Source organism: Enterobacter sp. Cy-643 (assembly GCF_011752815.1).
Taxonomy (GTDB): Bacteria; Pseudomonadota; Gammaproteobacteria; order Enterobacterales; family Enterobacteriaceae; genus Cedecea.
The window spans coordinates 74,298-100,881 of sequence record NZ_VWWV01000007.1 but is presented as its reverse complement, the minus strand read 5'-3'; the positions used below and the strand labels follow the sequence as shown (position 1 = coordinate 100,881).

Annotated in this window: 27 protein-coding genes and 2 tRNA genes; 23 read left to right on the top strand and 6 right to left on the bottom strand. The window is 52.4% G+C overall.

Translation table 11 applies throughout. The annotated features are described in order from the left end of the window. Window positions 1-17: 17 nt before the first annotated feature. The 4 genes from mlaC (at window position 18) to murA (ending at window position 2,653) form a co-directional block, all read left to right on the top strand. Window positions 18-647 (top strand): phospholipid-binding protein MlaC, encoded by a 630-nt coding sequence (gene mlaC / locus F3J29_RS20145; RefSeq protein ID WP_166868779.1) that lies wholly within the window; start codon window positions 18-20, stop codon window positions 645-647. Continuing rightward, window positions 647-949 (top strand): lipid asymmetry maintenance protein MlaB, encoded by a 303-nt coding sequence (mlaB, locus tag F3J29_RS20140; protein ID WP_166868777.1) that lies wholly within the window; start codon window positions 647-649, stop codon window positions 947-949. Before mlaC ends, mlaB begins: the two co-directional genes overlap by 1 nt. 133 nt (window positions 950-1,082) lie before the next feature. Next, window positions 1,083-1,337 carry a BolA family iron metabolism protein IbaG gene (gene ibaG / locus F3J29_RS20135; RefSeq protein ID WP_008454819.1) on the top strand — a complete coding sequence of 85 codons (255 nt, stop codon included), beginning with the start codon at window positions 1,083-1,085 and terminating at the stop codon, window positions 1,335-1,337. A gap of 53 nt (window positions 1,338-1,390) precedes the next feature. After that, on the top strand, window positions 1,391-2,653 hold the full coding sequence (murA, locus tag F3J29_RS20130; protein WP_039298171.1) for a UDP-N-acetylglucosamine 1-carboxyvinyltransferase: 1,263 nt from the start codon (window positions 1,391-1,393) through the stop codon (window positions 2,651-2,653). A 44-nt stretch (window positions 2,654-2,697) separates the two neighbouring features. Here murA and sfsB read toward each other — a convergent pair whose 3' ends face one another. Together sfsB and ispB are read right to left on the bottom strand one after the other, a co-directional pair. Beyond that, a complete protein-coding gene (gene sfsB / locus F3J29_RS20125; RefSeq protein ID WP_166868776.1) occupies window positions 2,698-2,961 on the bottom strand; it encodes a DNA-binding transcriptional regulator SfsB in 264 nt (87 codons plus the stop codon). 233 nt (window positions 2,962-3,194) lie between these two features. Continuing rightward, window positions 3,195-4,166, bottom strand: coding sequence for an octaprenyl diphosphate synthase (gene ispB / locus F3J29_RS20120; protein WP_166868773.1), 972 nt, complete (start codon window positions 4,164-4,166; stop codon window positions 3,195-3,197). Window positions 4,167-4,426: 260 nt separating this feature from the next. Between ispB and rplU the strand changes: the two genes are divergently transcribed. The 4 genes from rplU to cgtA all read left to right on the top strand — a co-directional run bounded on the left by rplU (window position 4,427) and on the right by cgtA (window position 7,260). After that, the gene (rplU, locus tag F3J29_RS20115) at window positions 4,427-4,738 is read left to right on the top strand and encodes a 50S ribosomal protein L21 (protein ID WP_008454812.1); all 312 of its coding nucleotides are present in this window, start codon (window positions 4,427-4,429) and stop codon (window positions 4,736-4,738) included. Between the two features lie 19 nt (window positions 4,739-4,757). Further along, window positions 4,758-5,015 (top strand): 50S ribosomal protein L27, encoded by a 258-nt coding sequence (rpmA, locus tag F3J29_RS20110; RefSeq protein WP_007673187.1) that lies wholly within the window; start codon window positions 4,758-4,760, stop codon window positions 5,013-5,015. A gap of 90 nt (window positions 5,016-5,105) precedes the next feature. Continuing rightward, window positions 5,106-6,071 (top strand): DMT family transporter, encoded by a 966-nt coding sequence (locus tag F3J29_RS20105; RefSeq protein ID WP_166868771.1) that lies wholly within the window; start codon window positions 5,106-5,108, stop codon window positions 6,069-6,071. Between the two features lie 16 nt (window positions 6,072-6,087). Then, window positions 6,088-7,260 carry an Obg family GTPase CgtA gene (gene cgtA, locus F3J29_RS20100; RefSeq protein ID WP_166868769.1) on the top strand — a complete coding sequence of 391 codons (1,173 nt, stop codon included), beginning with the start codon at window positions 6,088-6,090 and terminating at the stop codon, window positions 7,258-7,260. Window positions 7,261-7,295: 35 nt separating this feature from the next. Here the strand turns inward: cgtA and pmrB are convergent, their stop codons facing one another. Genes pmrB through dacB form a run of 3 tightly spaced genes read right to left on the bottom strand, consistent with a single transcriptional unit; the run spans window position 7,296 to window position 10,446 of the window. Next, window positions 7,296-8,351: a two-component system sensor histidine kinase PmrB gene (gene pmrB, locus F3J29_RS20095; RefSeq protein ID WP_166868767.1), complete on the bottom strand. Its 1,056-nt coding sequence runs from the start codon at window positions 8,349-8,351 to the stop codon at window positions 7,296-7,298. After that, window positions 8,348-9,010, bottom strand: coding sequence for a two-component system response regulator PmrA (gene pmrA, locus F3J29_RS20090; protein ID WP_166868765.1), 663 nt, complete (start codon window positions 9,008-9,010; stop codon window positions 8,348-8,350). Before pmrA ends, pmrB begins: the two co-directional genes overlap by 4 nt. Before the next feature lie 2 nt (window positions 9,011-9,012). After that, window positions 9,013-10,446 carry a serine-type D-Ala-D-Ala carboxypeptidase gene (gene dacB / locus F3J29_RS20085; RefSeq protein ID WP_166868763.1) on the bottom strand — a complete coding sequence of 478 codons (1,434 nt, stop codon included), beginning with the start codon at window positions 10,444-10,446 and terminating at the stop codon, window positions 9,013-9,015. A 250-nt stretch (window positions 10,447-10,696) separates the two neighbouring features. On the opposite strand from dacB, the gene greA reads away from it, so the two are divergent. Then, entirely contained in the window at window positions 10,697-11,173 is a 477-nt protein-coding gene (gene greA / locus F3J29_RS20080; protein WP_038478492.1) for a transcription elongation factor GreA, read from the top strand. 105 nt (window positions 11,174-11,278) lie between these two features. Here greA and yhbY read toward each other — a convergent pair whose 3' ends face one another. Next, window positions 11,279-11,572 carry a ribosome assembly RNA-binding protein YhbY gene (yhbY, locus tag F3J29_RS20075; protein ID WP_008454796.1) on the bottom strand — a complete coding sequence of 98 codons (294 nt, stop codon included), beginning with the start codon at window positions 11,570-11,572 and terminating at the stop codon, window positions 11,279-11,281. Between the two features lie 127 nt (window positions 11,573-11,699). Between yhbY and rlmE the strand changes: the two genes are divergently transcribed. From rlmE to pnp, 14 genes are all read left to right on the top strand, one after another. Continuing rightward, entirely contained in the window at window positions 11,700-12,329 is a 630-nt protein-coding gene (gene rlmE / locus F3J29_RS20070; protein ID WP_008454794.1) for a 23S rRNA (uridine(2552)-2'-O)-methyltransferase RlmE, read from the top strand. 56 nt (window positions 12,330-12,385) lie between these two features. Further along, window positions 12,386-14,323 carry an ATP-dependent zinc metalloprotease FtsH gene (gene ftsH / locus F3J29_RS20065; protein ID WP_008454792.1) on the top strand — a complete coding sequence of 646 codons (1,938 nt, stop codon included), beginning with the start codon at window positions 12,386-12,388 and terminating at the stop codon, window positions 14,321-14,323. Between the two features lie 98 nt (window positions 14,324-14,421). After that, window positions 14,422-15,270 carry a dihydropteroate synthase gene (gene folP / locus F3J29_RS20060; protein ID WP_166868761.1) on the top strand — a complete coding sequence of 283 codons (849 nt, stop codon included), beginning with the start codon at window positions 14,422-14,424 and terminating at the stop codon, window positions 15,268-15,270. Next, window positions 15,263-16,600 carry a phosphoglucosamine mutase gene (gene glmM, locus F3J29_RS20055; protein ID WP_166868760.1) on the top strand — a complete coding sequence of 446 codons (1,338 nt, stop codon included), beginning with the start codon at window positions 15,263-15,265 and terminating at the stop codon, window positions 16,598-16,600. Before folP ends, glmM begins: the two co-directional genes overlap by 8 nt. Window positions 16,601-16,834: 234 nt before the next feature. Next, the gene (gene secG, locus F3J29_RS20050; protein WP_038478508.1) at window positions 16,835-17,167 is read left to right on the top strand and encodes a preprotein translocase subunit SecG; all 333 of its coding nucleotides are present in this window, start codon (window positions 16,835-16,837) and stop codon (window positions 17,165-17,167) included. A gap of 49 nt (window positions 17,168-17,216) precedes the next feature. Then, window positions 17,217-17,303 (top strand) — tRNA-Leu (locus F3J29_RS20045). 59 nt (window positions 17,304-17,362) lie between these two features. Beyond that, window positions 17,363-17,439: transfer RNA gene (locus F3J29_RS20040), tRNA-Met, on the top strand. Window positions 17,440-17,652: 213 nt separating this feature from the next. After that, window positions 17,653-18,105, top strand: a complete 453-nt coding sequence (gene rimP / locus F3J29_RS20035) for a ribosome maturation factor RimP (RefSeq protein ID WP_166868758.1) — start codon at window positions 17,653-17,655, stop codon at window positions 18,103-18,105. 27 nt (window positions 18,106-18,132) lie between these two features. Continuing rightward, window positions 18,133-19,620, top strand: coding sequence for a transcription termination factor NusA (nusA, locus tag F3J29_RS20030; RefSeq protein WP_166868756.1), 1,488 nt, complete (start codon window positions 18,133-18,135; stop codon window positions 19,618-19,620). A 24-nt stretch (window positions 19,621-19,644) separates the two neighbouring features. After that, window positions 19,645-22,332, top strand: coding sequence for a translation initiation factor IF-2 (infB, locus tag F3J29_RS20025; RefSeq protein ID WP_166868753.1), 2,688 nt, complete (start codon window positions 19,645-19,647; stop codon window positions 22,330-22,332). 65 nt (window positions 22,333-22,397) lie between these two features. Next, complete coding sequence (gene rbfA / locus F3J29_RS20020) at window positions 22,398-22,799, top strand: 30S ribosome-binding factor RbfA (protein WP_008454782.1); 402 nt, start codon at window positions 22,398-22,400, stop codon at window positions 22,797-22,799. Continuing rightward, on the top strand, window positions 22,799-23,743 hold the full coding sequence (truB, locus tag F3J29_RS20015; protein WP_166868752.1) for a tRNA pseudouridine(55) synthase TruB: 945 nt from the start codon (window positions 22,799-22,801) through the stop codon (window positions 23,741-23,743). The genes rbfA and truB overlap by 1 nt, the downstream gene beginning before the upstream one ends. A gap of 154 nt (window positions 23,744-23,897) precedes the next feature. Further along, the gene (gene rpsO, locus F3J29_RS20010) at window positions 23,898-24,167 is read left to right on the top strand and encodes a 30S ribosomal protein S15 (protein ID WP_002434239.1); all 270 of its coding nucleotides are present in this window, start codon (window positions 23,898-23,900) and stop codon (window positions 24,165-24,167) included. 247 nt (window positions 24,168-24,414) lie between these two features. Continuing rightward, window positions 24,415-26,547: a polyribonucleotide nucleotidyltransferase gene (gene pnp / locus F3J29_RS20005; RefSeq protein WP_166868750.1), complete on the top strand. Its 2,133-nt coding sequence runs from the start codon at window positions 24,415-24,417 to the stop codon at window positions 26,545-26,547. The last annotated feature ends 37 nt before the right edge of the window (window positions 26,548-26,584 follow it).

The window sequence follows — 26,584 nt, the reverse complement described above, 5'->3', positions numbered from 1 at the left end:
TTTAAGAGGAACGAGTGATGTTTAAGCGTCTTATTATGGTAGCCATGCTGGTAATCGCCCCATTTGCGATGGCGGCAGACCAGACCAACCCTTACAAATTAATGAATGAGGCGGCGCAGAAGACCTTTGATCGCCTGAAAAACGAGCAGCCTCAAATTCGACAGAACCCGAATTATCTGCGTGAAATCGTCGGCCAGGAATTGCTGCCGTACGTACAGGTAAAATATGCGGGCGCGCTGGTCTTAGGACGTTACTACAAAGATGCCACACCTGCGCAGCGTGATGCTTACTTCAAGGCTTTTGAAGAGTACCTAAAGCAGGCCTATGGTCAGGCGCTGGCGCTGTATCACGGTCAGACTTATCAAATCGCCCCCGAACAACCGCTGGGTAATGCAGATATCGTGGCGATCCGCGTGACGATTCTCGATCCAAATGGGCGTCCACCGGTGCGTCTTGATTTCCAGTGGCGTAAAAACAGCCAAACCGGGAACTGGCAGGCATACGATATGATCGCCGAAGGGATCAGCATGATCACCACCAAACAAAACGAGTGGAGTGACCTGCTTCGTACTAAAGGGATCGATGGTTTGACCGCGCAACTGCAGTCGATTTCAAAACAGCCAATTACTCTGGACAGTAAAAAGTAATGGCGGAAGAACTGAGCTGGAAACAGGACGGCACAACGTTGTACCTATTCGGAGAGCTGGATGGTGCTACCGTTAAGCCGCTTTGGCAGCAACGTGAGAAAGTGGTCGCGGGTATCAATCTCTTTGAGCTAAGTGGCTTAACTCGGGTTGATACTGCCGGGCTGGCGTTGCTTATCCACCTTGCTAACCTTGTTACCCGACAAGGTCGGCAGATTGAGCTACAGGGCGCCAGTGATAATTTGCGCACGCTGGCTCAACTCTACAATCTGCCAGAGGCGCTATTGCTACATCTGGCAGGCTAATGATTTCAGCACGTTACTTTCAAAGCCCTCGAACTGTTAAGTTCCGGGGCTTTTTGCTTATTTAAGCGGACGCCACTTTCCTCTAAGATGTGTGGCTTATTTCATCATTTATTAATCGACGAATAGATACCCCATGGAAAATCATGAAATTCAGACAGTGCTGATGAACGCACTGCCCCTCCAGGAAGTCCACGTCTCAGGCGATGGCAGCCACTTTCAGGTGATAGCGGTGGGTGAGTTATTCGCCGAGTTAAGCCGCGTCAAAAAACAGCAAACCGTGTATGCCCCGCTGATGGAATTCATCGCGGATAATCGCATGCATGCGGTGTCTATTAAGACCTATACGCCGGAAGAGTGGGCGCGCGACCGCAAACTGAATGGTTTTTGAATCATCGGCTCAGGCTGGTGATAACGTTTTGAATTTAAAAGAGAGCAGTTTCAATGGATAAATTTCGTGTGCAGGGGCCTACCCGCCTGAGTGGAGAAGTCACAATCTCAGGGGCTAAAAACGCCGCGCTGCCGATTCTCTTCGCCGCGCTTCTGGCGGAAGAGCCGGTAGAGATTCAGAACGTTCCAAAGCTGAAAGACATTGATACCACGATGAAGCTGCTGAGTCAGCTGGGTACCAAAGTTGAGCGCAACGGTTCCGTCTACATTGACGCCAGCGGCGTAAATATTTTCTGCGCGCCTTATGACCTGGTGAAAACCATGCGTGCATCTATTTGGGCGCTAGGACCACTGGTTGCTCGCTTTGGCCAGGGACAGGTTTCTCTGCCAGGCGGTTGTGCCATTGGCGCTCGTCCGGTGGATTTGCACATTACTGGTCTGGAGCAGTTGGGTGCGGAGATTAAGCTTGAAGAAGGTTACGTTAAGGCGTCGGTAAATGGTCGCCTTAAAGGCGCTCATATCGTAATGGATAAGGTCAGCGTGGGTGCGACCGTGACCATCATGAGTGCGGCCACGCTTGCGGAAGGCAAAACGATCATTGAAAACGCCGCCCGTGAACCGGAGATCGTAGATACTGCGAACTTCCTTAACACCCTGGGCGCGAAGATCAGCGGTGCGGGCACCGATCGTATTACCATTGAAGGCGTTGCTCGTTTGGGCGGGGGCGTTTATCGCGTGCTGCCCGATCGCATTGAAACCGGGACTTTCCTGGTGGCTGCGGCAATCTCTGGTGGTAAAATTCTTTGCCGTAACGCGCAGCCCGATACCCTCGATGCCGTTCTGGCGAAGCTGCGTGAAGCAGGGGCGGAGGTTGAAACCGGTGAAGACTGGATAAGCCTTGATATGCATGGCCAGCGTCCAAAAGGCGTAACGGTGCGTACGGCACCGCACCCAGGTTTTCCTACCGACATGCAGGCGCAATTCACTCTTCTGAACCTGGTGGCGGAAGGGACGGGTGTCATCACCGAAACTATATTCGAAAACCGCTTCATGCATGTGCCTGAATTAATCCGTATGGGTGCACATGCTGAGATCGAAAGTAATACGGTTATCTGCCACGGTGTCGAAAAGCTTTCAGGAGCACAGGTAATGGCCACCGATCTTCGTGCGTCAGCAAGTCTTGTTCTTGCAGGCTGTATTGCCGAAGGGACAACGATAGTGGACCGTATCTACCACATTGACCGCGGCTATGAGCGCATCGAAGATAAACTTCAGGCGCTGGGGGCTAAGATCGATCGCGTCAAGGGCAGCGAATAAATCGCTCCCCTTGTGACAGACAGCCGGGGCATGCCCCGGCTTTTTTATAGCTGTCGGATCTTACGGGTTCGGTCGATAAACTCATGTGTCTCAGGATCGTGGTAGCGTGAAGGCCAGATAACCTGCGGTGCGACACCTAAAGCCTGAGCGATAATTAACTCCCCTTTAGGCCAGGGGCGAGATAACGCATTGGCGAGCGTTGATGAGCTTAAACCTGACTGGCGCGACAAGGCGGCGAGCGACGTTTTCTTTTTTCGCAGTCCGGCAATAATGTCCGCCGGATGCCAGTCCACAAACTGATTTTCCATAATCTCTCCCTGTGATCTTACTAATCCTGCTCTTAACTGAGCGATGAAACAGGAAGTTTATAGCATAAAAATTTCCAAATGATTCCAGTAAGTTCAAGTAATAACGGATTCTGTGTTTTCACCCGCAATTATGATGAAAGCTCGTGAGAATGAAGTTTTCAGGGAAGGAAGACGATTTGAGGGTGTATTTTATTGGAAACTTTAGCGCGCCAATTGGCGCGCCAAAGTAGGTGTTAGCGGTCGCGTTGGACGGACATGTGTGCCAAAGAGATCAGCGCTTCACGGTAAGGAGTATCGGGCAGCACCGAAAGGGCATCGATCGCTTTATCTGCCTCTTCTTCGGCGCGTTGTCGAGTCCATTCCAGAGAGCCGCAATCCGACATAGCTTTCAGTACAGGATCCAGTAAATGACGGCCATTTCCCTGTTCGATCGCTTCACGAATCATCTGAGCCTGCTCTGGCGAGCCGTTGCGCATGGCGTGTAACAGCGGCAGCGTCGGTTTACCTTCGTTCAGGTCATCGCCGACGTTTTTACCCAGCGTTTGCCCATCCGAGCTGTAATCCAGAAGGTCATCAATGAGCTGGAAGGCTGTGCCCAGGTAGCGCCCATAATCCTGGAGCGCTTTTTCCTGAATCCCCGTTGCGCCTGCCAGAATCCCGGAGCATTGCGCAGCAGCCTCAAACAGGCGGGCCGTCTTGCTGTAAATGACCCGCATATAGCTTTCTTCAGTAATGTCTGGGTCATTACAGTTCATCAGCTGTAGCACTTCGCCCTCAGCGATGACGTTGACGGCCTCTGACATCACCTCCAGCACTTTCAGCGAACCGAGACTGGTCATCATCTGGAATGCTCGCGTATAGATGAAATCACCCACCAAAACGCTTGCAGCGTTACCGAAAGCGGCATTCGCTGTGGCTTTACCTCGACGCATATCTGATTCGTCCACGACGTCATCGTGGAGTAGGGTGGCGGTATGTATGAATTCGATCAGCGCTGCAATTCTGACGTGCGCTTGCCCGTCGTAAGCAAGCGCCCGTGCGGCAAGCACGGCAATCATTGGGCGGATACGTTTACCGCCGCCGCTGACGATGTAGTAGCCCAACTGGTTGATCAGTTGGACATCGGAATTCAATTGCTCAAGGATTGTCGCATTGACACCCGCCATATCTTGCGCGGTTAACTCATTAATTTTTTCTAAATTCATCGCAAAAGTCTGGCTTTCGTCCTGTTTATTCCATGTCCATATGGCGAAACGAGAGGGTTGAGGTTCGATACTGTAGTACAGATTGTACTGAAAAAACGAGGCAGATAAACGGTGTGTGTGCTGTTGCGTTTTTTTTCTACGGTAATTGACGATCGGGCTTGTCAAACCCTCACGATTTGCGTAATATTCGCGCCCTATTGTGAATATTTATAGCGCTACCTGAAACCTATGTAAGGTAAGCGCGGAAAGCGGAGTTTTATATGTACGCGGTTTTCCAAAGTGGTGGTAAACAACACCGAGTAAGCGAAGGTCAGACCGTTCGCCTGGAAAAGCTGGACATCGCAACTGGCGAAACTGTTGAGTTCGCTGAAGTTCTGATGATCGCAAACGGTGAAGAAGTCAAAATCGGCGTTCCTTTTGTCGATGGTGGCGTTATTAAAGCTGAAGTCGTTGCTCACGGTCGTGGCGAGAAAGTTAAAATCGTTAAGTTCCGTCGCCGTAAACACTATCGTAAGCAAGCGGGCCACCGTCAGTGGTTCACTGATGTGAAAATCACTGGCATCAGCGCCTAAGACCTGAGGAGTAGATTAAATGGCACATAAAAAGGCTGGCGGCTCAACTCGTAACGGTCGCGATTCAGAAGCAAAACGCCTGGGCGTAAAACGCTTTGGTGGTGAAACTGTACTGGCTGGTAGCATCATCGTTCGTCAACGTGGTACCAAATTCCACGCTGGCAACAATGTAGGTTGTGGTCGTGACCACACCCTGTTTGCTAAAGCAGACGGTAAAGTAAAATTCGAAGTTAAAGGCCCGAACAATCGTAAATACATCAGCATCGTTGCTGAGTAAGTTTTTCGGTCCGGTAACGGATGAAAGCCCCGCAACGTGTTGCGGGGCTTTTTACATTGTACGCCTGGTAAATTAAAACAGGGAATGGGCATGGGGCAGCAGGCGGGGATTGGCATTCTTTTAGCGCTTACCACGGCAATGTGCTGGGGGGCGTTACCCATAGCGATGAAGCAGGTGCTTCCGGTGATGGCACCGCCGACGGTAGTCTTTTATCGGTTTCTGATGGCCAGTATTGGCCTGGGCGTTATTCTCGCTATTCGGGGCAAATTACCGCCTCTCAAGATGTTCCGTAAGCCCCGTTGGCTGGCGCTGTTGGCGATTGCCACCGGTGGGCTATTTGGTAACTTTCTGCTCTTTAGTTCTTCCCTGCAATATTTAAGTCCTACTGCGTCTCAGGTTATCGGCCAGCTCTCCCCGGTGGGGATGATGGTGGCGAGCGTGGTGGTGCTGAAAGAGAGAATGCGTGGCACACAGATTATTGGTGCCATTATGCTCTTGTGTGGGCTGGTGATGTTTTTTAATACCAGCCTGGTAGAGATTTTTACCCGCCTGACAGATTACACCCTTGGTGTCATCTTCGGCGTGCTGGCGGCAACGGTTTGGGTCAGCTATGGTGTGGCACAGAAGGTATTACTACGCCGGTTAGCCTCACAGCAGATCCTCTTTTTGTTGTACACTTTATGTACTATTGCACTTTTGCCGCTGGCAAAACCAGGTGTGATTTTCCAGCTTAGCGGCTGGCAACTGGCATGTCTGGTTTTTTGCGGTCTGAATACGTTGGTAGGATATGGCGCGCTCGCTGAGGCGATGGCGCGCTGGCAGGCCTCCCAGGTTAGCGCCATCATTACGCTAACCCCGTTGTTTACGTTGCTGTTCTCAGACCTGCTGTCTCAGGCCTGGCCCGAGTATTTCGCCATACCGATGCTTAACCTTGTGGGGTATATCGGGGCGCTCGTGGTTGTGGCTGGTGCGATGTATTCCGCGATTGGCCACCGCCTTTGGGGGCGCTGGCATAAAACCGAAACGGCCACACCGGTGCAACGTTCGGGCGAATGATTTACGGAGAAGTAAGATGAAGTTTGTTGATGAAGCAACGATCCTGGTCGTAGCAGGTGATGGCGGTAACGGCTGCGTTAGCTTCCGCCGTGAAAAATATATTCCGAGAGGCGGCCCGGACGGCGGCGACGGCGGTGACGGCGGTGACGTATGGCTTGAAGCCGACGAGAACCTGAATACGCTTATCGACTATCGTTTTGAAAAAGCCTTCCGCGCAGAGCGTGGCCAGAACGGCCAAAGCCGCGATTGTACCGGTAAACGTGGGCATGACGTCACTGTAAAAGTACCGGTCGGTACGCGCGTTATCGATCAGGGCACCGGTGAAACCATGGGCGATATGACCCAGCACGGTCAAAGGCTGATGGTTGCCAAAGGCGGCTGGCACGGTCTGGGTAATACCCGCTTTAAATCCTCCGTCAACCGTACTCCACGTCAGAAAACGATGGGTACGCCGGGTGAAAAACGCGATCTGCAGCTAGAACTGATGCTACTTGCCGATGTGGGTATGCTAGGGATGCCGAATGCAGGTAAATCTACTTTTATCCGGGCTGTATCAGCGGCGAAACCAAAAGTGGCCGACTATCCGTTTACTACGCTGGTGCCAAGCTTGGGCGTTGTTCGTATGGACAATGAAAAGAGCTTTGTTGTCGCGGATATTCCTGGACTGATCGAAGGCGCGGCTGACGGTGCTGGTCTGGGTATTCGCTTCCTGAAGCACCTTGAGCGCTGCCGTGTGCTTCTGCATCTCATTGATATTGAGCCTATCGATGGCTCTGATCCGGTTGAAAACGCCCGTATCATTGTTGGCGAGTTGGAAAAATACAGCGAAAGCCTGGCGTCAAAACCACGCTGGCTCGTGTTTAACAAAATCGACCTGATGGACAAAGCGCAGGCCGAAGAGAAGGCGAAAGCCATTGCCGAAGCTCTTGGTTGGGAAGATAAATACTACCTTATCTCCGCTGCCAGCCAGATGGGCGTCAAAGATCTCTGCTGGGATGTAATGACGTTCATTATCGAAAACCCGATTGTGGCAGCCGATTTAGCCAAGCAACCAGAGAAAGTCGAGTTTATGTGGGACGATTACCATCGCCAGCAGCTCGATGAAATGGAAGCTGAAGCCGAAGAAGACTGGGATGATGACTGGGATGACGAAGACGACGAAGGCGTTGAAATCATCTATCAGAAGTAAGTCTCAACGAAAAAGGCCGGTGCTCCCGGCCTTTTTTATTGAATGTTGCCGGGAAGCCAACAGTCAGCCTGCAAGCCGCCTTCAGCGCGGTTATCCAGTTCAAGGCGGCCATGGTGGAGCTGCACGATACGCAGCACAATGTTTAGACCTAGCCCGCTGCCGCCATAACGTCGATCCATGCGTCTGAACGGTTCGGTGATCTGCTGAAGGTGTTCGGTTTTAATGCCCGGGCCGCAGTCGGCAACGCTCAACAGTGTCCCTCCGTCCTTCCCCAGTAAAGTCACATGAATTTCGCCTTTTTCTGGGCTATAGCGGGATGCATTTTCAAGCAGGTTACGCAGCATCAGGCGCAGCAGCACGGCATCGCCCTGTACGGTCAGAGTCGAGGCAGTGGGCCAGATGAGTCTTTGCCCACGCGGTGCAGCTAACTCTTCCATTTCCATTTTTAGCGGCGCAATGATGTCGTCACTCCAGACCAGCGTATTGTAATGTCCGCTGGCCAAAGCTTGCCCGGCGCGGGAGAGCATCAGGAGCTGCTCAATGGTATGCATGAGCCGATCGATTCGGGTTAACAGCATCGGCGCCTGCTCTATGCCGTTTTTGGCCATCAATTCGAGATGCAGCCTGAGGCCCGCCAGCGGCGTTCTCAGCTCGTGTGCGGCATCGGCAGTGAACAGACGCTCCTGTTGAATAGTATGATCCAGGCGGCCAAGCAGTTGATTAAGGGAATTGGTCACCGCCACCATTTCGTCCATGTCGGAAAACATGGGCAGCGGCGTAAGATTGTCAGCCGAACGATTTGCCAGACTTGAACGCAGCTGATTCAGCGGGCGGGTTATCCAGGTAATTGCCCAGAAAGAGAAAAACAGGGTGAAGGCGACCATCACCAAAGAAGGGACAAGCAGAGAGGCAATCGCTTCGCGGATCTCTTTCTCGACCTGCTGGTTTCGGGCTTTCGCGGAGAGCGTTTCACTCACCAAAAAGCCAATCTGCTCGCGGCTTTCATGCCACAGCCAGACAACGCTAATCAGCTGGAAAAAAAGGAGAATAAGCGCCAGCAGGATCATCAGGCGCCGGCGCATGCTGTTCATGAACGGCTTTCCAGCCGGTAGCCAACGCCGCGCACGGTTTTAATTCTGTCTTTGCCCAACTTCCGACGTAAGTTGTGAATATGAACTTCAAGAGTGTTGGAGCCCGGATCGTCCTGCCAGCTGTAGATATCCTGCTGTAGCGTTTCGCGGTGGACCGTCTGGCCGACTCGCATCATCAGGCGTGTCAGAAGAGCGAACTCTTTGGGCGTAATTTCCAGAGCCTGATTGGCGAGCAGCACCTGCTGGGTCTGCAAATTGAGGGTTAAATCGTCTTCCTGGAGCAGGTTGTCACTGTGCCCCTGGTAGCGGCGGATCAGCGCTCTGGCACGCGCCTGCAGCTCTGCAAGTGCAAAAGGCTTAACCAGATAATCATCAGCGCCGGAGTCCAGACCATTTACTCTGTCTTCGAGTGCGTCACGGGCCGTCAGGATAAGCACTGGATTTTTTACCCCGCGCCGACGCCACTGGCTCAGCAGCGTGGCGCCGTCTTTGTCAGGGAGCCCCAGGTCGAGAATGATCAGACTGTATTCACCGCTTTGCAGCAGGGCATCAGCCTCCGCAGCCGTTGCGGCGCAGTCCAGCGCATAGCCTTCCCCGCCTAATGCCAGCGCAAGACCTTCCTGTAGCAGTAAATCGTCTTCAACAATAAGCAGTTTCATAGCTAGTTATTCTGGTAAATATCCTTGTAAAGCCGGCTTTCGAAGCGCACTAACGGGATGCGGCGATTACGCTGATCCGCTGGTTCAACGGCATAACCAGAGAGATACTGCACAAAGGCCATGCGCTGACCGCTTGCCGTGGTAATGAAGCCAGCCAGATTATATACACCCTGCAACGAACCCGTTTTCGCCGACACTTTCCCATCCACGCCAGCCTGATGCAGGCCGGCACGATACTGCAGAGAGCCGTCGTAGCCCGCGAGCGGCAGCATAGAGATAAAGTTTAGCTGATTATCGTTCTGCGCGATGTATTGCAGCACCTGCATCATTGTGGCCGGTGAAATCAGGTTATGGCGCGAAAGGCCTGAACCATCGACGACAATACTGTTCCCCAAATCTACGCCCGCTTTTTGGCGCAATATCTGGCGTACGGCATCAGCACCTGCTCGCCAGGTGCCAGGAACACCCAGACGGTTGTGTCCGATGGTCCTGAATACGGTATCGGCAATCATGTTATCGGATTTTTTGAGCATGATTTTAAGCAGGTCATGCAGCGGGGCAGACTGCTTGCTGGCTATCACCGTGCCTGGCTCGTTGGGTTGAGTCTGACGGAGCAGGGTTCCGCTATAGCCGATCCCTGCCTGCTTCAGTTCATCTTTGATGATGGCGCCTGCGTAGCTGGCACCATCCTGAATGGCAAAGGCTAGTGGCAGCGGATCGGCGCGTTGTGTAAGGCAGCCGGTAAGCGTATAGCGGTTGAGATCGCCTGGAACAACATCGAGTTCGCAGTATTGGGCGTCGGGAGAGCCTTTGGCCAGCGTTCTGACCTGACTAAACATCACGACGGGATAGTAAGAAGCAATCCGGATATAGGCTAAATCGTCAGCTTTTGGGGCGCTGTATAAGGAAATAGAGAAGCAGTTTCGGTCCACGATAGCGGCGGCTGGCGGAGCGCTGAAGCACTGCGTCATGTCGTTCCACGGCCAGCCGGGGGCTTTATCGTGGCTGGCAAAAATGGAGGTGTCGACCAGCACGTTGCCCTTAATCTGCTGTACGCCCGCTTTTTTTAATTCGGCAACCATGTTGCGAATATCCTGACGCTTTAGCGTAGGATCCCCGCCGAAACGGGCGATAAGATCGCCGTTAAGTACGCCATTATCGATTTGAGCACGACTTTCTAAAGTGGTGGTAAAACGAAAATCCGGGCCCAGTTGAAGGAGCGCTGCCAGGGCCGTAATCACTTTCTGAGTACTGGCAGGCAGTGCCATTTGCTGGCTGTGGTAATCAATGAACGGGCTTGTAGCGCCAACTTTTTGCACCATCAACGCCAGGTTCGCCCCGTCAGGTAACTGGGAGGTGTACTCTTCAACGTTCGCAGCCTGAACATTGATGGCTACGGCAGCGGTCAACCCAATGACAAATCTAAAAAATCGCATAATCTCGCGGTAACGGCCTGGAAACGTGACCGTCATACTACGGTGCATTATGGTGCAAAGTAAACGATGACCCTTAGGGAACTCCAGGGTAAAATACCGGTCAATTTGAAAACTGTTACTGACCTGGAGTTATCGCCCCGGGTCGGTTTTCTTTTATTTGTTGCCGGAGAGACTTGTGTTACCGGCCATGCTCTTAAGCCAGCTCGGTGTTTACCCTGCTGCAGAGGACTGATTTTAAGAGGTATAACAAATGCAACCTATTCCGATGACTTTACGTGGCGCTGAACAACTCCGCGAAGAACTGGATTTCCTGAAGTCCGTGCGTCGTCCTGAAATCATTGCTGCGATTGCCGAGGCACGCGAGCATGGCGATCTGAAAGAAAACGCTGAATATCATGCTGCGCGTGAGCAGCAGGGCTTTTGTGAAGGCCGCATTCAGGATATTGAAGCTAAGCTTTCTAATGCACAGGTGATTGACGTCACAAAAATGCCAAATAACGGCCGTGTGATTTTTGGTACTACCGTAACGGTATTGAACCTCGACAATGACGAAGAGCTTACTTATCGCATCGTGGGTGACGATGAGGCTGATTTTAAAAAGAATCTTATTTCTGTAAATTCGCCTATTGCTCGCGGTCTTGTGGGTAAAGAATGCGACGATGTTGTTGTGATTCGTACGCCGGGCGGCGATGTCGAATTCGAAATCTTAAAAGTAGAATATTTGTGATTTTTACTACGCTGGCTAAAGGGTTGGCGTATTGTAAAGAAAAGAAAAAGGCCGCATAGCGGCCTTTTATCAACGAACATAGCGTGGCATTTTGCACACCTCTGCTTATTTCGGCAGAGAAATCTTCCGCTCTTTAGAAGGGCGGTAGAGCACCAGCGTTTTACCGATGACCTGTACGTTACAGGCGCCGGTTTCCCGCACGATGGCATCCACAATTAAGGTTTTGGTTTCGCGATCTTCCGTTGCGATCTTCACCTTGATTAATTCATGGTGCTCAAGCGCTTGTTCAATCTCGGCCAGTACCCCTTCGGTCAAACCATTATTGCCAAGCATAACCACCGGCTTGAGCGGATGGGCCAGACCTTTTAGGTGCTGTTTTTGTTTAGTACTCAGATTCATCGTATTTTTTTGCTTACGTTGGGATTGAAAACGGTTCATTCTACCGCCATCTCCAGTGTATCGCCAAATCGGCTGTGCTGATTGTTAGTTAGCCTGCTATTCACGATGAACAACGTTGGATATTGAGATGACAGGTAAGAAGCGTTCTGCCAGCTCCAGTCGCTGGCTGCAGGAACACTTTAGCGATAAATATGTTCAACAGGCACAGAAAAAGGGGTTGCGGTCCCGTGCCTGGTTTAAACTTGATGAAATACAGCAAAGTGACAAACTTTTTAAGCCAGGAATGACTATTGTTGATCTTGGCGCTGCACCCGGCGGGTGGTCACAGTATGTGGTGACGCAAATCGGGAATCAGGGGCGAATCATCGCTTGCGATCTTTTACCAATGGATCCTATCGTTGGTGTGGACTTCCTTCAGGGCGATTTTCGTGATGAATTAGTCGTCAAGGCCCTGCTGGAACGTGTTGGTGACAGTAAAGTGCAGGTTGTCATGTCAGATATGGCGCCAAACATGAGCGGGACACCGGCAGTCGATATTCCCCGCGCTATGTACTTGGTTGAATTGGCACTGGAAATGTGTCGGGACGTGCTGGCGCCGGGCGGTAGTTTTGTAGTGAAAGTGTTTCAGGGCGAAGGTTTCGATGAATACCTGCGGGAAATTCGCTCCCTGTTTACGACGGTTAAAGTTCGTAAACCGGACTCTTCTCGTGCCCGCTCACGTGAAGTGTACATTGTAGCGACCGGGCGCAAACTATAGTACCCTGACGCTGTTTGTTAACACAGTTGTAATATGAGGTTAATCCCTTGAGTGACATGGCGAAAAACCTAATACTCTGGCTGGTCATTGCCGTTGTGCTAATGTCTGTATTCCAGAGCTTTGGGCCCAGCGAGTCAAATGGCCGTAGGGTGGATTACTCCACTTTCCTGTCTGAAGTTAATCAGGACCAGGTTCGCGAAGCGCGCATCAACGGACGTGAAATCAACGTTACCAAGAAAGATAGTAACCGATACACGACTTACATCCCCGTTAATGATCCCAAGCTGCTTGATAATCTGATTACCAAGAACGTGAAAGTTGTGGGCGAACCGCCTGAAGAGCAGAGTCTGCTGGCAACTATCTTCATTTCCTGGTTCCCAATGCTGCTGCTGATTGGGGTCTGGATCTTCTTTATGCGTCAAATGCAGGGCGGCGGTGGCAAAGGTGCCATGTCGTTCGGTAAGAGCAAGGCGCGAATGCTCACGGAAGACCAAATCAAAACCACCTTTGCCGACGTCGCTGGCTGTGATGAAGCGAAAGAAGAGGTGGGTGAGCTGGTTGAATACTTGCGTGAGCCGAGTCGTTTCCAGAAACTGGGCGGTAAAATCCCGAAAGGCGTCCTGATGGTCGGTCCTCCGGGTACGGGTAAAACGCTGTTGGCAAAAGCGATTGCCGGTGAAGCGAAAGTACCGTTCTTCACCATTTCGGGTTCTGACTTCGTTGAAATGTTCGTTGGTGTCGGTGCATCCCGTGTACGTGACATGTTCGAACAGGCCAAAAAAGCGGCGCCTTGCATTATCTTTATCGATGAAATCGATGCCGTAGGCCGTCAGCGTGGCGCTGGCTTGGGTGGTGGTCACGACGAACGTGAGCAAACCCTGAACCAGATGCTGGTTGAAATGGATGGCTTTGAAGGTAATGAAGGGATCATCGTTATTGCGGCAACTAACCGCCCTGACGTACTTGACCCAGCGCTGCTGCGCCCAGGCCGTTTTGACCGCCAGGTTGTGGTCGGTCTGCCGGATGTTCGTGGCCGTGAGCAAATCCTGAAAGTGCATATGCGCCGCGTACCGCTTGCCCCGGACATCGATGCTGCAATTATCGCTCGTGGTACACCTGGCTTCTCCGGTGCCGATTTGGCTAACCTGGTGAACGAAGCTGCGCTGTTTGCTGCTCGCGGTAACAAGCGCGTGGTATCGATGGTTGAATTCGAGAAAGCGAAAGACAAAATCATGATGGGGGCAGAACGCCGCTCCATGGTAATGACGGAAGCACAGAAAGAATCGACCGCTTATCACGAAGCAGGCCATGCGATTATCGGTCGCCTGGTACCGGAGCACGATCCGGTCCATAAGGTGACGATTATCCCTCGTGGCCGCGCGCTGGGTGTGACCTTCTTCCTGCCTGAAGGCGACGCAATCAGCGCCAGCCGTCAGAAACTGGAAAGTCAGATTTCCACGCTGTATGGCGGTCGTCTGGCTGAAGAGATTATCTACGGGGCAGAACATGTTTCTACCGGTGCGTCGAACGATATTAAAGTGGCGACTAACCTGGCGCGTAACATGGTGACCCAGTGGGGCTTCTCCGACAAGCTTGGTCCGCTGCTGTATGCGGAAGAAGACGGTGAAGTATTCCTGGGCCGTTCAGTGGCAAAAGCGAAGCATATGTCTGATGAGACTGCGCGTATCATCGATCAGGAAGTTAAATCCCTGATTGAACGCAACTATGCTCGTGCACGCCAGCTGCTGAATGAGAACATGGATATTCTGCATACCATGAAAGACGCATTGATGAAGTATGAAACCATCGATGCCCCGCAGATTGACGACCTGATGGCGCGCCGTGAAGTGCGTCCTCCAGCGGGTTGGGAAGATGCGAGCAAAAACAGTAATAACTCTGACAACAACGGTACCCCGAATGCGCCACGCCCGGTTGATGAACCGCGTACGCCAAATCCGGGCAACACGATGTCAGAACAGCTGGGCGACAAATAAGACGCTCACGCAGATGTTTTTGCAGTAATCTATAAACCCCGGGCCAGCCCCGGGGTTTTTGTTTTTGTACAGCCTAAGACGAACGCAAAGGAAGAAGAATGAAACTCACCGCGCAAGGCTCCACGCTGGATCTCTCGCATCCTCACGTCATGGGGATTTTAAATGTCACGCCGGACTCTTTTTCCGACGGTGGTCGGCACAATTCCCTGATTGAGGCTCTCAAGCATGCAAACGCTATGATCAATGCCGGGGCGACGATCATTGACGTTGGCGGAGAGTCAACCCGGCCTGGCGCGGCAGAAGTGAGCGCAGAAGAAGAACTTGAGCGCGTTATTCCGGTGGTCGAAGCGATCGCTCAGCGTTTTGAAGTCTGGGTCTCGGTGGATACATCAAAAGCTGAAGTCATTCGCGAATCGGCTCGAGTAGGGGCGCACCTTATTAACGATATTCGCTCCTTACAGGAGCCTGGCGCGTTAGCCGCAGCGGCTGAATCGGGGCTGCCGGTTTGCCTGATGCATATGCAGGGCGAACCGAAAACGATGCAACAGGCACCGCAGTACGATGATGTATTTGCCGATGTGAATCGCTTTTTTGTGGAGCACATTGCCCGCTGCGAGGCCGCGGGGATCTCAAAAGATAAATTGCTGCTCGACCCGGGCTTTGGTTTCGGTAAGAATCTCACCCACAATTATCAGCTACTGGCTCGCCTTTCGGAATTTCATCACTATGGTATGCCGCTGTTGGTAGGAATGTCTCGTAAATCTATGGTCGGGCAACTGCTGAATGTTGGCCCGGATCAACGCCTGAGCGGTAGCCTTGCCTGCGCGGTGATTGCTGCGATGCAGGGGGCTCAAATTCTTCGCGTCCATGACGTAAAAGAGACTGTTGAAGCAATGCGCGTGGTCGAAGCTACGCTTTCAGTGAAGGAAAACAAATACTATGAGTAACCGTAAATACTTTGGTACCGATGGCATCCGTGGTCGCGTAGGCGATGCACCTATTACCCCTGATTTTGTTCTGAAGCTTGGCTGGGCCGCGGGTAAGGTTCTTGCTCGTCATGGTTCGCGTAAAATTATTATCGGTAAAGATACGCGTATTTCCGGCTACATGCTGGAGTCAGCACTGGAAGCGGGCCTGGCCGCAGCCGGTCTGTCTGCTTCATTTACCGGTCCGATGCCTACGCCTGCGGTTGCTTATCTAACTCGCACATTCCGCGCCGAAGCCGGGATTGTTATCTCCGCCTCACACAATCCTTTCTATGACAACGGGATAAAATTCTTCTCCATCGACGGAACTAAACTGCCGGATGAAGTCGAAGAAGCTATTGAAGCGGAAATGGAAAAAGAGATCACCTGCGTAGACTCGGCTGAGCTGGGTAAAGCTAGCCGCATTGTGGATGCCGCAGGGCGTTATATCGAATTCTGTAAAGGCACATTCCCGAACGAACTGAGCCTGAATGGCCTCAAAATCGTTGTGGACTGCGCCAATGGTGCGACTTACCACATCGCCCCAAATGTATTGCGCGAGCTGGGCGCAAAAGTCATCGCCATCGGCTGTGAGCCGGATGGGGTGAACATTAATGAAAAATGTGGCGCGACCGATGTCCGTATGCTGCAAGAGCGCGTACTGGCGGAACAAGCCGACCTTGGTATTGCGTTTGACGGCGACGGTGACCGCGTGATCATGGTGGATAACCTGGGGCATAAAGTCGATGGCGACCAGATCCTCTATATCATCGCTCGGGAAGGATTGCGTCAGGGGCAGTTAAAAGGCGGCGCGGTTGGTACCCTGATGAGTAATATGGGGCTGGAAGTGGCGCTGAAGCAGCTGGGTATTCCGTTTGCTCGCGCCAAAGTCGGTGACCGCTATGTCCTTGAGAAATTGCAGGAAAAAGGCTGGCGTATCGGTGCGGAAAACTCCGGGCACGTTATCCTGCTGGACCAGACCACCACGGGTGACGGTATTATCGCTGGTTTGCAAGTACTTACCGCAATGGTTCGCAACCATATGAGCCTGCACGATCTCTGCAGCGGAATGAAATTGTTCCCGCAGATTCTGGTTAACGTTCGCTTTACCGCAGGCAGCGGCGATCCGCTTGAAAACGAAGAGGTTAAACGCGTTACAGCTGAAGTGGAAGCTGCATTGGGCAACCGTGGTCGGGTGTTGCTGCGTAAATCTGGAACGGAACCACTTATTCGCGTGATGGTCGAGGGTGAGGATGAAACTCAGGTTACCGCATTTGCTCATCAGATCGCCGACGCAGTGAAGGCAGTTTAATCTTTCTTCGTTGCGAACTGATTGAAAAGGCGGCAGTTGCCGCCTTTTCTTCTAACGAATACTGATTGTTTGCTGTTTTTTTCCGCAGTCAGTGCATTGTGAATAAATTGCCCTTGCGCACCTGTCTGGCTTTGGTTAGTATTCTCACCCGCTTCAGTGGGTAATGACAAACGTATCCACTTAACTGGTTTGAAGCAAATTGCGTGCGGTAATCCCGCAAGGAACAGGTTGATTATGTACGAAGCTCTTTTGGTTGTTTTCCTTATTGTAGCGTTGGGCCTTGTGGGTCTTATTATGCTGCAGCAAGGTAAAGGCGCTGATATGGGAGCCTCCTTCGGAGCAGGCGCTTCCGCTACGTTATTCGGTTCGAGTGGTTCTGGTAACTTCATGACCCGCATGACAGGTGTGCTCGCAACGTTGTTCTTCATTCTGAGCCTGGTTCTGGGTAACCTCAGCACCAACAAAACCAGTAAAGGAAGCGAGTGGGAAAACTTGAGTCAGCCAGCACAAACTGAGCAGACTGCGCCAGCGGCACCTACCAAGCCGAGCAGCGATATCCCGCAGTAAGTTTGTCAGCTTCAATGCGGTAACATGAAGGTTACCGTGTTCAAAGAGTGCCGAGGTGGTGGAATTGGTAGACACGCTACCTTGAGGTGGTAGTGCCCGATTGGGCTTACGGGTTCAAGTCCCGTCCTCGGTACCAAATCCTAGCAATTCTTGCATTTAGTGCAATTCTGGCGTAGTATTTGCCACGTTTTCGGACGCGGGGTGGAGCAGCCTGGTAGCTCGTCGGGCTCATAACCCGAAGGTCGTCGGTTCAAATCCGGCCCCCGCAACCACTTTCCCTGAGAGTTCTTTTTCAAATATACTGTGAACACCAGTTTCGGTGCCTTCGCGAAGAATTTAGAAAAAAATTCTCCTGGACGGTGTCCGGGCCGCAGCTGCGGCATACAGGGTTCAGTTATATAAAGCCCCGATTTATCGGGGTTTTTTGTTATCTGACTTTAGAATAACTGGGCTATATGCCCTTTTTTTATGTCTTGGGGGTGGGCTTGTCCACATTAGAGCAAAAATTAACAGAGATGATTTCAGCACCGGTCGAAGCACTGGGCTACGAACTTGTAGGCATCGAATTCGTTCGCGGCCGCACGTCTACGCTGCGCATCTATATTGATAGTGAAGATGGCATCAATGTTGATGATTGTGCTGATGTCAGTCACCAGGTCAGTGCCGTACTGGATGTCGAAGATCCCATCACCGTGGCCTATAACCTGGAAGTGTCCTCACCTGGCCTCGATCGTCCGATGTTCACCGCGGAACACTATGTTCGCTTTAATGGCGAAGAAGTGAGCCTGGTATTGCGTATGGCCGTACAAAACCGTCGCAAATGGCAGGGTATAATTAAAGCTGTAGACGGTGAAATGATCACGGTTACGGTCGAAGGAAAAGACGAAGTGTTCGCGCTGAGCAACATCCAGAAAGCGAACCTGGTACCCCACTTTTAATAGTTTGGATTGAGGTGAAAACCCAGGATGAACAAAGAAATTTTGGCTGTTGTTGAAGCAGTTTCCAATGAAAAAGCACTCCCGCGTGAGAAGATTTTCGAAGCGCTGGAAAGCGCACTGGCAACAGCGACGAAGAAAAAATACGAGCAAGAAATTGACGTTCGCGTTGAAATCGACCGCAAAAGCGGTGACTTCGATACGTTCCGCCGTTGGGTTATCGTCGAAGAAGTGACCCAACCGACGCGTGAAATCACTCTGGAAGCGGCTCAATTTGAAGATCCTGCATTCACCGTGGGTGAATATGTTGAAGATCAGATTGAATCCGTAACCTTTGACCGTATCACTACCCAGACCGCGAAACAGGTTATCGTGCAGAAAGTACGTGAAGCCGAACGTGCGATGGTGGTCGATCAGTTCCGTGAGCACGAAGGCGAGATCATCACCGGCGTAGTGAAAAAAGTGAACCGCGACAATATCTCTCTGGATCTCGGCAGCAACGCTGAAGCCGTGATTATGCGTGAAGATATGCTGCCACGTGAAAACTTCCGTCCGGGCGACCGCATTCGCGGCGTGCTGTACGCGGTGCGTCCAGAAGCTCGCGGTGCGCAGCTGTTCGTTAGCCGCTCCAAACCTGAAATGCTGATCGAACTGTTCCGCATCGAAGTGCCGGAAATTGGTGAAGAAGTTATCGAAATTAAAGCCGCTGCACGCGATCCTGGCTCTCGCGCCAAAATCGCCGTGAAAACAAACGACAAACGTATCGACCCGGTCGGCGCGTGCGTGGGTATGCGCGGTGCGCGCGTCCAGGCGGTTTCTACTGAGTTAGGTGGTGAGCGCATTGATATCGTGCTGTGGGACGACAACCCGGCGCAGTTTGTTATCAACGCAATGGCACCGGCCGACGTAGCATCTATCGTTGTCGACGAAGACAAACATACGATGGATATCGCGGTAGAGGCAGGCAACCTGGCACAGGCCATTGGCCGTAACGGTCAGAACGTTCGCCTGGCATCACAGCTGAGCGGCTGGGAACTCAACGTTATGACCGTTGATGACCTGCAGGCTAAACATCAGGCTGAAGCGCATGCAGCTATTGATACCTTTACCAAGTACCTCGACATTGACGAGGATTTCGCCACCGTGTTGGTCGAAGAAGGTTTCTCCACGCTTGAAGAACTGGCCTATGTGCCAATGAAAGAGCTGCTGGAAATCGACGGCCTTGATGAAGACACCGTGGAAGCATTACGCGATCGCGCTAAAAACGCGCTCACCACACTGGCTCTGGCACAAGAAGAGAGCCTTGGCGATAAGAAACCTACTGAGGATCTGCTGAACCTCGAAGGGATGGATCGCCCGCTGGCCTTTAAACTGGCTGCTCGTGGTGTTAGCTCGCTGGAAGACCTTGCCGAGCAAGGTGTTGACGACCTGTCTGATATCGAAGGCTTAACGGATGAGAAAGCCGGCGAGTTGATCATGGCAGCGCGTAACATTTGCTGGTTTGGCGGCGAAGCGTAATAAACTGTAGCAGGAAGGAACAGCATGACAGATGTAACCGTAAAAGCGCTGGCCGCAGAGATTCAGACCTCCGTGGACCGCCTGGTACAGCAATTTGCTGATGCAGGGATCCCGAAGTCTGCTGATGACTCCGTTTCGGCGCAAGAGAAGCAAACGCTGCTGGCTCACCTGAACCATGAACATGGCTCAGGCCCAGACAAGTTGACTTTACAGCGCAAAACGCGCAGTACTTTAAACATTCCAGGTACCGGTGGGAAAAGTAAATCGGTACAAATCGAAGTCCGCAAGAAGCGCACCTTTGTGAAACGTGATCCGCAAGAGGCAGAACGCCTTGCCGCGGAAGAACAGGCGCAGCGTGAAGCGGAAGAGCAAGCCCAGCGTGAGGCAGAGGAAGTTGCCAAACGTGCGGCACAAGAAAAAGCTAAGCGTGAAGCTGAAGAACAAGCTAAGCGCGAAGCCGCTGATAAAGCGAAACGTGAAGCTGCGGAAAAAGACAAAGTGAGCAATCAACAAACTGATGAAATGACGAAAGCCGCCCACGCCGAGAAGGCTCGCCGTGAAGCGGAAGCTGCTGAACTGAAGCGTAAAGCTGAAGAAGAAGCCCGTCGCAAACTCGAAGAAGATGCCCGTCGCGTGGCGGAAGAAGCCCGTAAAATGGCTGAAGCTAACGCTGGCGTTTGGGAAGAGCAGGAGAAGGTAGAAGACGACAAGTCTGACTATCACGTGACTACTTCCCAGCACGCTCGCCAGGCAGAAGACGAAAACGACCGTGAAGTCGAAGGCGGCCGTGGCCGTACTCGCACTGCGGCTAAAGCTCCGCGTCAGAAAAAGGCCGGCGGTAAACACGGTGAGTCTAAAGCTGATCGTGAAGAGGCTCGTGCAGCCGTTCGTGGCGGTAAAGGTAAGCGTAAGCCAAGTTCTCTGCAGCAGGGCTTCACCAAGCCTGTTCAGGCGGTTAACCGTGACGTCGTTATCGGCGAAACCGTAACCGTAGCTGAACTGGCTAATAAAATGGCCGTTAAAGGTTCTCAGGTCATCAAAGCGATGATGAAGCTGGGCGCAATGGCGACCATCAACCAGGTTATCGATCAGGAAACTGCTCAACTGGTTGCTGAAGAGATGGGCCACAAAGTTATTCTGCGTCGTGAGAACGAGCTGGAAGAAGCGGTAATGAGCGACCGTGACACCGGCGCTGCGGCAGAAACCCGTGCACCGGTTGTGACCATTATGGGTCACGTTGACCACGGTAAAACCTCTCTGCTCGACTACATTCGTTCTACTAAAGTTGCCTCCGGAGAAGCGGGTGGTATTACCCAGCACATCGGTGCTTACCACGTAGAAACCGACAACGGCATGGTTACCTTCCTGGATACCCCAGGTCACGCAGCATTTACTTCTATGCGTGCTCGTGGTGCTCAGGCGACGGATATTGTTGTTCTGGTTGTTGCTGCCGATGATGGCGTAATGCCACAGACTATCGAAGCTATCCAGCACGCGAAAGCGGCGCAGGTACCTGTCGTAGTGGCAGTGAACAAAATTGATAAGCCAGAAGCGGATCCGGATCGCGTTAAAAACGAACTGTCTCAGTACGGCATCATGCCGGAAGAGTGGGGCGGCGAAAGCCAGTTCATCCACGTTTCCGCGAAAGCCGGTACCGGTATCGACGAACTGCTGGATGCAATCCTGCTGCAGGCCGAAGTTCTGGAGCTGAAAGCCGTTCGTAAAGGTATGGCAAGCGGCGTGGTTATCGAATCCTTCCTGGATAAAGGTCGTGGTCCGGTTGCTACCGTTCTGGTGCGTGAAGGTACCCTGAACAAAGGCGATATCGTTCTGTGTGGCTTCGAATACGGCCGTGTACGTGCGATGCGTGACGAGATGGGGCGTGAAGTGACCGAAGCGGGTCCTTCTATTCCAGTTGAGATCCTCGGCCTGTCCGGCGTGCCTGCCGCGGGTGACGAAGTGACCGTTGTTCGTGACGAGAAGAAAGCGCGTGAAGTTGCTCTGTATCGTCAGGGTAAATTCCGTGAAGTGAAACTGGCTCGTCAGCAGAAATCCAAACTGGAAAACATGTTCGCCAACATGACCGAAGGCGAAGTGTCCGAAGTGAACATCGTGCTGAAGGCAGACGTTCAGGGTTCTGTGGAAGCAATCAGCGATTCCCTGCTGAAACTGTCTACCGATGAAGTTAAAGTTAAAATCATCGGTTCCGGCGTGGGTGGGATCACCGAAACTGACGCAACGCTGGCTGCAGCATCCAACGCCATTCTGGTTGGCTTCAACGTCCGTGCTGACGCTTCCGCGCGCCGCGTAATTGAAGCAGAAAGCCTGGATCTGCGTTACTACTCCGTCATCTATAACCTGATCGACGAAGTGAAAGCGGCGATGAGCGGTATGCTGTCTCCAGAGCTGAAACAGCAGATCATCGGCCTGGCTGAAGTTCGTGATGTCTTCAAATCACCGAAGTTTGGCGCGATTGCTGGCTGTATGGTTACCGAAGGTGTGGTGAAACGTCACAACCCAATCCGCGTCCTGCGCGACAACGTGGTTATCTATGAAGGCGAGCTGGAATCCCTGCGCCGCTTTAAAGATGACGCAAGCGAAGTCCGTAACGGTATGGAATGTGGTATCGGCGTTAAGAACTACAACGACGTGCGCGTGGGCGATATGATCGAAGTCTTCGAAATTATCGAGATCAAGCGTACCATCTCCTGATAGCCGTACCGCATCAACTATCTTAGGGGGGCCGTGTGCCCCCCGTTTTGTCTGGAGAAATTATTATGGCGAAAGAATTTGGTCGCCCGCAGCGCGTTTCTCAGGAATTGCAGAAAGAAATTGCCATTATCCTGCAGCGCGAAATTAAAGATCCGCGTCTGGGTATGATGACCACCGTTTCTGGTGTTGAAGTCTCCCGTGACCTGGCGTATGCCAAAGTATTCGTAACTTTCCTGAACGACAAAGACGAAGATGCCATCAAAGAAGGCATCAAAGTCCTGCAGGACGCGTCAGGTTATATCCGTACTTTGGTTGGTAAGGCAATGCGTCTGCGCATCGTACCTGAGCTGACCTTCTTCTACGATAACTCGCTGGTTGAAGGGATGCGCATGTCTAACCTGGTTTCCAATGTCATCCGTCATGATGACGAACGTCGCGTGAATACGGACGACAGCAAGGAGGATTGATGAGTCGTCCTCGTCGTCGCGGTCGTGATATTCATGGTGTACTGTTGCTCGATAAGCCTCAGGGCCTTTCGTCCAACGACGCACTGCAAAAAGTAAAACGTCTTTATAACGCGAACCGCGCGGGTCATACCGGGGCGCTGGATCCTCTGGCGACTGGTATGTTGCCGATTTGTCTTGGTGAGGCGACAAAGTTCTCTCAATACCTGCTGGACTCCGATAAGCGTTATCGCGTGATTGCTAAACTTGGCCAGCGGACGGACACCTCTGATGCCGACGGCATTGTGGTGCAGGAACGCCCGATTGACTTTAGCGCCGAGCAGCTTGCCGCCGCGCTGGAGAGCTTCCGCGGGGATACCGAGCAGGTTCCATCGATGTACTCTGCGCTTAAGCATCAGGGTAAGCCCCTGTACGAATATGCGCGCGCGGGTATTGAGGTTGAACGTGAAGCGCGTCCAATCACGGTATACGAGCTGCTGTTTATTCGCCATGAAGGGGATGAACTGGAGCTGGAGGTCCACTGCTCTAAGGGAACGTACATTCGTACGATCGTTGACGATCTTGGTGAAAAACTTGGCTGTGGGGCGCATGTTATCTTCCTGCGTCGTCTGGCTGTAAGTAAATATCCGATTGAGCGCATGGTCACTCTGGAGCAGCTTAATGAGCTGGTAGAACAGGCACACCGGCAGGCTTGCGAACCATCAGCGCTGTTGGATCCGCTGTTAATGCCGATGGATAGCCCGGCCTCAGATTTCCCTCTGGTGAATTTGCTGCCTGAAGTGGCTGTTTACTTTAAAAACGGTAATCCGGTTCGGGTGGCGGGTGTTAAGGCTGAAGGTCTGGTGCGCGTGACTGAAGGCGAAGAGAAGAAATTTATCGGGATGGGTGAAATCGATGACGAGGGCCGGGTTGCTCCGCGTCGCTTGGTCGTCGAATATCCCATCTGACTTTTGCCGCTACCTTGCGGTAAAAGAGCGCTACAGGTAAAATAGCGCGGCTTAACGACTGACCGATTGTTTAACAACCGGTTCAGGCGTGCACTGGGGTTGCTGAATTAGAGATCGGCACCCTGTTTATTTATCTATAATGTTGGAGTTGAAAATGTCTCTAAGCGTTGAAGCTAAAGCTAAAATCGTTTCCGAGTTTGGTCGTGGTACTAACGACAGCGGTTCTACCGAAGTTCAGGTTGCACTGCTGACTGCACAGATTAACCACCTGCAGGGTCACTTTGCAGAGCACAAAAAAGATCACCACAGCCGTCGTGGTCTGCTGCGTATGGTTTCTCAGCGTCGTAAACTGCTCGACTACCTGAAACGTAAAGATGTAGCACGTTACACCAGCCTGATCGAGCGTCTGGGTCTGCGTCGCTAATTCTTGCGAGTTTCAGAAAAAGGGGCCTGTAAGGGCCCCTTTTTTCAACCAGACGGCAGCAATTCTATGGAAACTAATGTATTGTTGCTGAGTGTGATCTTTATTGCAGAGGTTCGCGCGGCTAATGAGAGGCTTTACCCGTCAGAGCGGGTTAGGATTGTCATTAGTCGCGAGGATGCGATGAAGGTCGGGTACCAACGGCGGCGCGTGAAGCCACGTGCTGCCCGTCATTTTAAAGGATCTTATTTTGCTGAATCCGATCGTTCGTAAATTCCAGTATGGCCAGCATACGGTCACGCTTGAAACCGGCATGATGGCTCGCCAGGCTACCGCTGCTGTAATGGTAAGCATGGATGACACCGCGGTATTCGTTACCGTTGTTGGCCAGAAAAAAGCCAAGCCAGGCCAGGACTTCTTCCCGCTGACCGTTAACTATCAGGAGCGTACCTACGCTGCTGGTCGTATCCCAGGTAGCTTCTTCCGTCGTGAAGGCCGTCCAAGCGAAGGCGAAACCCTGATTGCGCGTCTGATTGACCGCCCGGTTCGCCCGCTGTTCCCTGAAGGTTTCGTCAACGAAGTTCAGGTTATCGCCACCGTTGTCTCCGTTAACCCACAGGTTCACCCTGATATCGTAGCCATGATCGGTGCTTCTGCAGCACTGAGCCTGTCCGGTATTCCGTTTAACGGCCCGATCGGTGCCGCTCGTGTTGGTTACATCAATGACCAGTACGTGCTGAACCCGACCGCCGAAGAGCTGAAAACCAGCAAGCTGGATCTGGTTGTTGCCGGTACCGAAAGCGCAGTGCTGATGGTTGAGTCCGAAGCTGAACTGCTGAGCGAAGACCAGATGCTGGGCGCCGTTGTCTTCGGTCACGATCAGCAGCAGGTTGTCATCAAAGAAATCAACGCGCTGGTTGCCGAAGCGGGCAAACCACGTTGGGACTGGCAGCCAGAAGCCGTGAACGAAGCGCTGAATGCGCGCGTTGCCGCCCTGGCTGAATCCCGTCTGAGCGACGCTTATCGCATCACTGAGAAGCAAGAGCGTTATGCCCAGGTTGACGTCATCAAAGCTGACGTTATCGCGACGCTGACTGCAGAAGACGAATCTCTGGATGCCGCTGAGCTGTCTGACATTCTGCACGCTATCGAGAAAAACGTTGTTCGTAGCCGTATTCTGGCAGGCGAGCTGCGCATCGATGGCCGTGAAAAAGACATGATCCGTGGCCTGGACGTTCGCACCGGCGTTCTGCCGCGTACTCACGGTTCTGCCCTGTTCACCCGTGGTGAAACTCAGGCGCTGGTAACCGCAACGCTGGGCACCGCACGTGATGCACAGACGCTGGACGAGCTGATGGGCGAACGCACTGACAGCTTCCTGTTCCACTACAACTTCCCTCCGTACTCCGTAGGTGAGACCGGGATGGTAGGTTCGCCTAAGCGTCGTGAGATTGGTCACGGCCGTCTGGCGAAGCGTGGCGTGCTGGCCGTTATGCCAGAAGCTGATAAATTCCCGTACACCGTTCGTGTGGTTTCTGAAATCACCGAATCTAACGGTTCTTCTTCCATGGCTTCCGTCTGTGGTGCTTCTCTGGCACTGATGGACGCGGGTGTGCCAATCAAAGCCGCCGTTGCGGGTATCGCAATGGGCCTGGTGAAAGAAGGCGACAACTTCGTGGTTCTGTCCGACATTCTGGGTGACGAAGATCACCTGGGCGATATGGACTTTAAAGTTGCCGGTAGCCGTGAAGGTATCTCTGCGCTGCAGATGGATATCAAAATCGAAGGCATCACCCGCGAAATCATGCAGGTTGCTCTGAACCAGGCTAAGGGTGCGCGTCTGCACATTCTGGGCGTGATGGAACAAGCTATCGACGCACCGCGTGGCGATATTTCTGAGTTCGCACCACGTATTCACACCATTAAAATCAACCCAGACAAGATCAAGGACGTGATCGGTAAGGGCGGGGCTGTGATTCGTGCGCTGACTGAAGAAACCGGCACCACCATCGAAATCGAAGATGACGGTACCGTTAAAATCGCAGCGACTGACGGTGATAAAGCGAAACATGCTATCCGTCGTATCGAAGAGATCACCGCAGAAATCGAAGTGGGCCGTATCTATAACGGTAAAGTCACTCGTATCGTTGATTTCGGTGCGTTTGTTGCTATCGGCGGCGGTAAAGAAGGTCTGGTTCACATCTCTCAAATCGCCGACAAGCGCGTAGAGAAAGTGACTGACTATCTGCAGATGGGTCAGGAAGTACCGGTAAAAGTACTGGAAGTTGACCGTCAGGGCCGCGTCCGTTTAAGCATTAAAGAAGCAACCGAGCAGTCTCCGGCAGAAGGTGCAGCACCAGCAGCTGCGCCAGAAGCTGAGTAAGGTTTGCCAATTAAGCTCTCCATGGCGACATGGAGAG

What these genes read in the sequence shown, in the direction of transcription:
- rpmA (WP_007673187.1), top strand. Translation starts at nt 4,758, where the DNA reads ATGGCACATAAAAAGGCTGGCGGCTCAACTCGTAACGGTCGCGATTCA.
- ispB (WP_166868773.1), bottom strand. Translation starts at nt 4,166, where the DNA reads ATGAATTTAGAAAAAATTAATGAGTTAACCGCGCAAGATATGGCGGGT.
- pmrA (WP_166868765.1), bottom strand. Translation starts at nt 9,010, where the DNA reads ATGAAACTGCTTATTGTTGAAGACGATTTACTGCTACAGGAAGGTCTT.
- greA (WP_038478492.1), top strand. Translation starts at nt 10,697, where the DNA reads ATGCAACCTATTCCGATGACTTTACGTGGCGCTGAACAACTCCGCGAA.
- sfsB (WP_166868776.1), bottom strand. Translation starts at nt 2,961, where the DNA reads ATGGAAAATCAGTTTGTGGACTGGCATCCGGCGGACATTATTGCCGGA.
- nusA (WP_166868756.1), top strand. Translation starts at nt 18,133, where the DNA reads ATGAACAAAGAAATTTTGGCTGTTGTTGAAGCAGTTTCCAATGAAAAA.
- dacB (WP_166868763.1), bottom strand. Translation starts at nt 10,446, where the DNA reads ATGCGATTTTTTAGATTTGTCATTGGGTTGACCGCTGCCGTAGCCATC.
- infB (WP_166868753.1), top strand. Translation starts at nt 19,645, where the DNA reads ATGACAGATGTAACCGTAAAAGCGCTGGCCGCAGAGATTCAGACCTCC.
- ibaG (WP_008454819.1), top strand. Translation starts at nt 1,083, where the DNA reads ATGGAAAATCATGAAATTCAGACAGTGCTGATGAACGCACTGCCCCTC.
- rbfA (WP_008454782.1), top strand. Translation starts at nt 22,398, where the DNA reads ATGGCGAAAGAATTTGGTCGCCCGCAGCGCGTTTCTCAGGAATTGCAG.
- cgtA (WP_166868769.1), top strand. Translation starts at nt 6,088, where the DNA reads ATGAAGTTTGTTGATGAAGCAACGATCCTGGTCGTAGCAGGTGATGGC.
- truB (WP_166868752.1), top strand. Translation starts at nt 22,799, where the DNA reads ATGAGTCGTCCTCGTCGTCGCGGTCGTGATATTCATGGTGTACTGTTG.
- F3J29_RS20105 (WP_166868771.1), top strand. Translation starts at nt 5,106, where the DNA reads ATGGGGCAGCAGGCGGGGATTGGCATTCTTTTAGCGCTTACCACGGCA.
- yhbY (WP_008454796.1), bottom strand. Translation starts at nt 11,572, where the DNA reads ATGAATCTGAGTACTAAACAAAAACAGCACCTAAAAGGTCTGGCCCAT.
- murA (WP_039298171.1), top strand. Translation starts at nt 1,391, where the DNA reads ATGGATAAATTTCGTGTGCAGGGGCCTACCCGCCTGAGTGGAGAAGTC.
- rpsO (WP_002434239.1), top strand. Translation starts at nt 23,898, where the DNA reads ATGTCTCTAAGCGTTGAAGCTAAAGCTAAAATCGTTTCCGAGTTTGGT.
- ftsH (WP_008454792.1), top strand. Translation starts at nt 12,386, where the DNA reads ATGGCGAAAAACCTAATACTCTGGCTGGTCATTGCCGTTGTGCTAATG.
- mlaC (WP_166868779.1), top strand. Translation starts at nt 18, where the DNA reads ATGTTTAAGCGTCTTATTATGGTAGCCATGCTGGTAATCGCCCCATTT.
- rlmE (WP_008454794.1), top strand. Translation starts at nt 11,700, where the DNA reads ATGACAGGTAAGAAGCGTTCTGCCAGCTCCAGTCGCTGGCTGCAGGAA.
- secG (WP_038478508.1), top strand. Translation starts at nt 16,835, where the DNA reads ATGTACGAAGCTCTTTTGGTTGTTTTCCTTATTGTAGCGTTGGGCCTT.
- mlaB (WP_166868777.1), top strand. Translation starts at nt 647, where the DNA reads ATGGCGGAAGAACTGAGCTGGAAACAGGACGGCACAACGTTGTACCTA.
- rplU (WP_008454812.1), top strand. Translation starts at nt 4,427, where the DNA reads ATGTACGCGGTTTTCCAAAGTGGTGGTAAACAACACCGAGTAAGCGAA.
- folP (WP_166868761.1), top strand. Translation starts at nt 14,422, where the DNA reads ATGAAACTCACCGCGCAAGGCTCCACGCTGGATCTCTCGCATCCTCAC.
- pmrB (WP_166868767.1), bottom strand. Translation starts at nt 8,351, where the DNA reads ATGAACAGCATGCGCCGGCGCCTGATGATCCTGCTGGCGCTTATTCTC.
- glmM (WP_166868760.1), top strand. Translation starts at nt 15,263, where the DNA reads ATGAGTAACCGTAAATACTTTGGTACCGATGGCATCCGTGGTCGCGTA.